General features: G+C 48.7%; 6 protein-coding genes and 1 pseudogene. 1 reads left to right on the top strand and 6 read right to left on the bottom strand.

All coding sequences use genetic code 11. The features are described 5' to 3' along the window. Positions 1–299, bottom strand: a 299-nt coding sequence (locus U869_RS31235; protein WP_198530703.1) for a transposase zinc-binding domain-containing protein, incomplete at its 3' end; no start/stop codon positions are given. Positions 300–425: 126 nt separating this feature from the next. On the opposite strand from U869_RS31235, the gene U869_RS0128325 reads away from it, so the two are divergent. After that, a complete protein-coding gene (locus U869_RS0128325) occupies positions 426–851 on the top strand; it encodes a hypothetical protein (RefSeq protein WP_232785418.1) in 426 nt (141 codons plus the stop codon). Positions 852–1,011: 160 nt separating this feature from the next. Here U869_RS0128325 and U869_RS0128320 read toward each other — a convergent pair whose 3' ends face one another. The 5 genes and pseudogenes from U869_RS0128320 to U869_RS0128300 form a co-directional block, all read right to left on the bottom strand. Further along, the gene (locus tag U869_RS0128320) at positions 1,012–1,326 is read right to left on the bottom strand and encodes an NIPSNAP family protein (protein WP_029988357.1); all 315 of its coding nucleotides are present in this window, start codon (positions 1,324–1,326) and stop codon (positions 1,012–1,014) included. Between the two features lie 214 nt (positions 1,327–1,540). Next, positions 1,541–1,975, bottom strand: a complete 435-nt coding sequence (locus tag U869_RS0128315) for a regulatory protein RecX (protein ID WP_025123407.1) — start codon at positions 1,973–1,975, stop codon at positions 1,541–1,543. Further along, entirely contained in the window at positions 1,972–3,366 is a 1,395-nt protein-coding gene (locus U869_RS0128310) for a DUF6880 family protein (RefSeq protein WP_025123408.1), read from the bottom strand. The genes U869_RS0128315 and U869_RS0128310 overlap by 4 nt, the downstream gene beginning before the upstream one ends. Positions 3,367–3,442: 76 nt before the next feature. Next, the gene (locus tag U869_RS0128305) at positions 3,443–4,027 is read right to left on the bottom strand and encodes a recombinase family protein (RefSeq protein WP_025123409.1); all 585 of its coding nucleotides are present in this window, start codon (positions 4,025–4,027) and stop codon (positions 3,443–3,445) included. A gap of 317 nt (positions 4,028–4,344) precedes the next feature. Beyond that, positions 4,345–4,544: pseudogene (locus U869_RS0128300) on the bottom strand (IS91 family transposase); the annotation flags it as partial.

Raw genomic sequence — 4,544 nt, 5'->3', positions numbered from 1 at the left:
TGCTGCCAGTCGCAGTCAGGCAGGATGTGCTGCTGCTCGGCGATCCATTGCTCGGTGCCCTTGAGGCCGCAGCTGCTGCAGGCTTTGGATTTGCAAGTCTGGCAGAGAAAGCGTGAGTGAGAACAGTCAGGCGAGCTGCAGCAATAGCGGCGAACGCCCATGGCGCAGGTCCCGCAGGCAAGCATGCGCTCGACAGAGAGTTTGGTCCAGTCGGTGAGCTGATGGCCATTCTTCTCAAGGAAGCGCTCCCAGCCATCATCGTGCTGGAACAGGAGCTTTGCGGGTCGCGGTATGTACATGAAAGACAGTATAAAATACGGCGATGAGGGTGGAAAGGACTTCGGCTGCGCAGCAGACGAGCTCACGCCGCAGGCGTGCTACCGTTCACACTTGAGAGAACCACACACATCGTGGAACTGATGGAGATGGCTGATGATAATAATGGACTTTACCGTTTTTACCTTCAGGAAACGCTCGATGGCCTGACCTGTCGTTATGAAAAAAAATACTGGCCGGGGCTTCCCGGTATCCTGAAGGCTATAGCCAGAGAGCACCCGGAAATTGAATGCCTGTCAGAAAGTGATCAGACCATTATTAACGGACGAGGCAAAGTGCTCCCCGATTATCTTCGCGAATTATTCAGTAGCATTGAGAACGTCAGGCAGGGTTCATGGGGGCTGCCAAAGGGATTTACGTTGACGGACAGCAGCCTGGCAATACTGGCCACCGTAACGCTGGATCATACTGAGGTCATCTGCGCTGATGCAGTAAAAGTACGCCGGAGTGAATTCAGCAAAAGAGGAGAACGGGGAGCATGGCCATTTAAGTCACTGAAGGCAGCCGATATGTAGGCCCCTGACATGGACGAAGGCCTTACACGGCTTCATCTGCCAGATTATGCAGTTCACGGGAATAGCAATCATATCCGGGTAAAGTCAGGGTCGATTATGACCACAATCCGGGTGTGGCTGGTCAGCCGGATAAATAGATGTTTACGTTAGTGGGGAGGCGTCATTTTGCAAGCGATTCTCCCGGCATGACTACCCGGTGACTGTCGCAGATCATATTGATTATCGCACTGCGCGGGCCTTCGCGCCAACGAGGATCGGCATAGAATTGAGTGAGCTGTTCTTCCATTTTTGACACATTTTGAAATGAGCGCACCAGGTAATACTGATCAGGATCGTGAAGCGAGTTGCCAAAACGTAATATGTTCACACCACATTGTCGATGCAGCGGCACGCTCTGATTTTTCATAACATCGTGAAATGCGGCACCTGTTCCCGGTTTTAACGTGTATTGGAGCACTTCGATTGTTGTTGTCATGCCGTTCACTACCTCGTTGTCTGCGCTGGCCGCCATGGCCAGAACTCTATGCATTAGTCCTGCTGATATGACGTAATCCCCTCTGCCCTGGCATCACTATATCGTAAAGGGTTGCTCATCGCACGTGTGGCTATCGTTATGTTTAATTTGGGGTAATGGGAGCGAAGCTACAATATGACGACATTTGTCTTGGATGGGGCTCTGACAACCATGATCAACTTAACGCCTCAAATATCATGTCCATCGAAAACCCCTTGTACTGCAGGTAGCGGATCTGTTTGTTTTTCTCTTTGGCTTCTGACGGCATCTCATCACCAAATTTACTGACTTTCAGCTCCCTTGCCATGGCATACCAGTCCACATCAACTTTCTCCAACGCTTGCTCGACCAACTCCTGAGGAAAACCCTTTTGCCTGATTTCCTGTTTGATTCTGACTGGGCCATGTTTTTTTCGAATATGTTTATCAATCAGGTGTTTTATCAGGCGGTTATCATCCAGATAATCACACTCAACCAGCCTCGACAACGCCTTGTCGATATTCTCTCTGTTTTCCGTCATCTTACTCAGAGCCCGTGCCAACTCACCGGATGCGTAATCCCGCCTTGCAAGCAGTGACACCGCGTGGTCATACAGTTCCTGTGATGTCATGAAGCATCTCCGCTGTAGCGCAGGCCGTCTTTTCCTACCGATAATCCTTTGATTTTATCTGTCATCAGCGGCCAGAGTGCGGTTTTACGTTTATGTTGTTCGTAGAGAGTTCTGAGGTAGCCCTCTGTTTCCGGAAGCTGAGGGCAATCTTCCAGACCTTCGCCGTAATCGATGGCTTTTTTCATGTCTGAGGCGGCATAGCTGTAATACTTGCTTTTTGATTGCTGAATGTTGTCCTCGACCAAAAATCGGCGCAAAAGGGTCGCCGTATGCGCATAGCCATGTTTATACAGGGTACTGGATAATGTCCGTAAATATGAATGGGTGATATAAGCCAGAGAGTCAGTGAGGTTGTTTTTTGGTGTGCCCATAATGCAGGCGTCGATTAAGTCATACCGTTCAATATCTGATGCAAAACAGACATATGGTGCTAATCCTGTATCTTTTGCTATTTTCAGGAATGCAGGGCTGTGATCGACATCTTTTTCAGCAGCTTTTGTGTACAGGTGATAAAAACGGGTATCGCATTGAAAAGTGAATGCTGTAATACAGTGGGTTTTGGCTTCATCTTTTCTCCCTTCTTCGATCAGAGCCTGAATGAATAGTTCATTCCATATCATATTATCTGCGATCTCCTCATCGTCAGCTCGCTGGCTGTTTAATACAGCGAGTGCATCATCGGATCGCAGGTCTTCCATAAGTAATCTGACATAATCAAAATAATGGGTGGAATGGCAAAATTCATCGTTTTTAAACGCCATCGTCAGAAAATCGAGGTCTTTTATTATTATACTGAGACCAAGAGCTTCCCGGGGGAGTTTTTTTTGATAATACATATCACGGATTACACGTAAAATATCCGTGCCAAGTAATGTTCGGTATTTTTTAAATATTTCAATTCCAAAATAGAATTCTCTTTCTACAACGGTGAATATTTTTTTAGCAATGGGTGCGGGATCGTTGTTTTTTTGTGCTTCCAGTGATTTCATCCACGCATCCAACAGAATGGTGTAGTAACCCATCCAGCTTCCGCTGGAGGTGTCCACGTTCCCGGTGAATTTTTCGAACTCAAGCATCATTTTTACGCTCAGACTTTCTGCTTGCTCGGGGAGCTCGTGGGCGATACCCACAAGAGGGTTCGCTATACTGCGTGTCAGCTCGTCAAAAAAGGCATCGGCATCATAGTAATCATAAAAACGTTTGCTTCTGGCACGTCGGGCATACTCCTTCTCGACGGCTTTGAGTACCTCTGCTGCTGATAACAGATACCCATTCACCAGTGTGGTCCTGGCCTGCTTATTATCCTGTATCAGGTCATGAATAATATTAACCAGCACGTCATGGCTCATATCTGAAAGCTGTGCGGTTTGTTTTTTTGTTAACGATGCCATGAAGCTCCTCCTGGGGCTGGCTGTATGAAACACCAGGGCGTGTTATTTGCCCCTTCAGGTTATAAAATCATCCGCATTAACAGGATGAATTTGCAGCTTTTATTCTGTGAATAGTTTGCCGCGTCGTACTGAACTGACGGGCAACAGCACTGATGCTGTCTCCGTCTTTCAGACGGATGATCACCGCCTGCTGTTGTTCCTCATTCAATGCAGGTGGACGCCCGAAGCGTTTCCCTGCTGCCTTTGCCCTGGCAATACCAGAATGAGTGCGCTCAAGAAGCAAGTCACGTTCGAACTCGGCCACTGCCGAGATGACCTGCATGGTCATTTTCCCCGCCGGGCTGGTGAGGTCCACGCCGCCCAGCGCCAGGCAATGAACCCGAATGTCTGACTTTGCCAGCAGTTCCACTGTCTTTCTTACGTCCATCGCATTGCGTCCCAGACGGTCAAGTTTGGTGACAATCAGTACATCGCCATTTTCCATACGATCAAGTAGCCTGGCAAAACCGGGGCGTTCGCTGGCGGCCACCGAACCGCTGATTTGTTCCTCAATCAGGCGCTGGGGTTTAACGGTAAAACCGGCTGCTTCAATTTCCCGTCGCTGATTTTCGGTGGTCTGCTCGAGAGTGGAGACCCGGCAGTAGGCAAAAACTCGTGACATAGTGAAAATTTCCGTACGTAATGGATGTCCGAAACCGCTCGGTTATGGTCACTCTTATGCTGCCACCTTCAGCCGACTGCTCATGTCCAGTTCGATACGACCATACGGATTGACATGGTTGTATATCAGCGGACTCAGCCACCTCCAGTCAGCTTCTGTCATTTTGCTTCGCCAGGCAGGTTCATGGTTAGGAATCTGGAAAGGTGTTTTAAAAACTTCCTGACCATAATATAGCAGTGTGACATGTGCCGTGGCATAGCAAAATGTTATTGATAATAATACCAGTTTTGATGTGTTTTTAATCTAAAAACCATTTTTCAGGCGAACTTATCCAGCACCGGGGTCTGAAGCCATCGTTTTTTTGCCATCTTCTGCAGCCTGTCAGAGAGCATTTTGGTGGCGTGAGCGCCCGCCACTGCGCCGGAAAAACGCAGCCGGCCCTTGCACAGGATGCACTGGTACGGGTCGGTACCCAGGAAGGCTTTCATCAGCACCGCGAACCCCGGTTTCTGCGGTT

It is taken from the genome of Serratia sp. H1w, from assembly GCF_000633355.1.
In the GTDB taxonomy this organism is placed as follows: domain Bacteria; phylum Pseudomonadota; class Gammaproteobacteria; order Enterobacterales; family Enterobacteriaceae; genus Chania.
This window is presented reverse-complemented; position numbering and strand designations above follow the sequence as displayed.

Bases quoted from the DNA above. Each gene is read 5' to 3' on its own strand.
- U869_RS0128305 (WP_025123409.1), bottom strand. From the start codon at position 4,027: ATGTCACGAGTTTTTGCCTACTGCCGGGTCTCCACTCTCGAGCAGACC.
- U869_RS0128315 (WP_025123407.1), bottom strand. From the start codon at position 1,975: ATGACATCACAGGAACTGTATGACCACGCGGTGTCACTGCTTGCAAGG.
- U869_RS0128325 (WP_232785418.1), top strand. From the start codon at position 426: ATGGCTGATGATAATAATGGACTTTACCGTTTTTACCTTCAGGAAACG.
- U869_RS0128320 (WP_029988357.1), bottom strand. From the start codon at position 1,326: ATGACAACAACAATCGAAGTGCTCCAATACACGTTAAAACCGGGAACA.
- U869_RS0128310 (WP_025123408.1), bottom strand. From the start codon at position 3,366: ATGGCATCGTTAACAAAAAAACAAACCGCACAGCTTTCAGATATGAGC.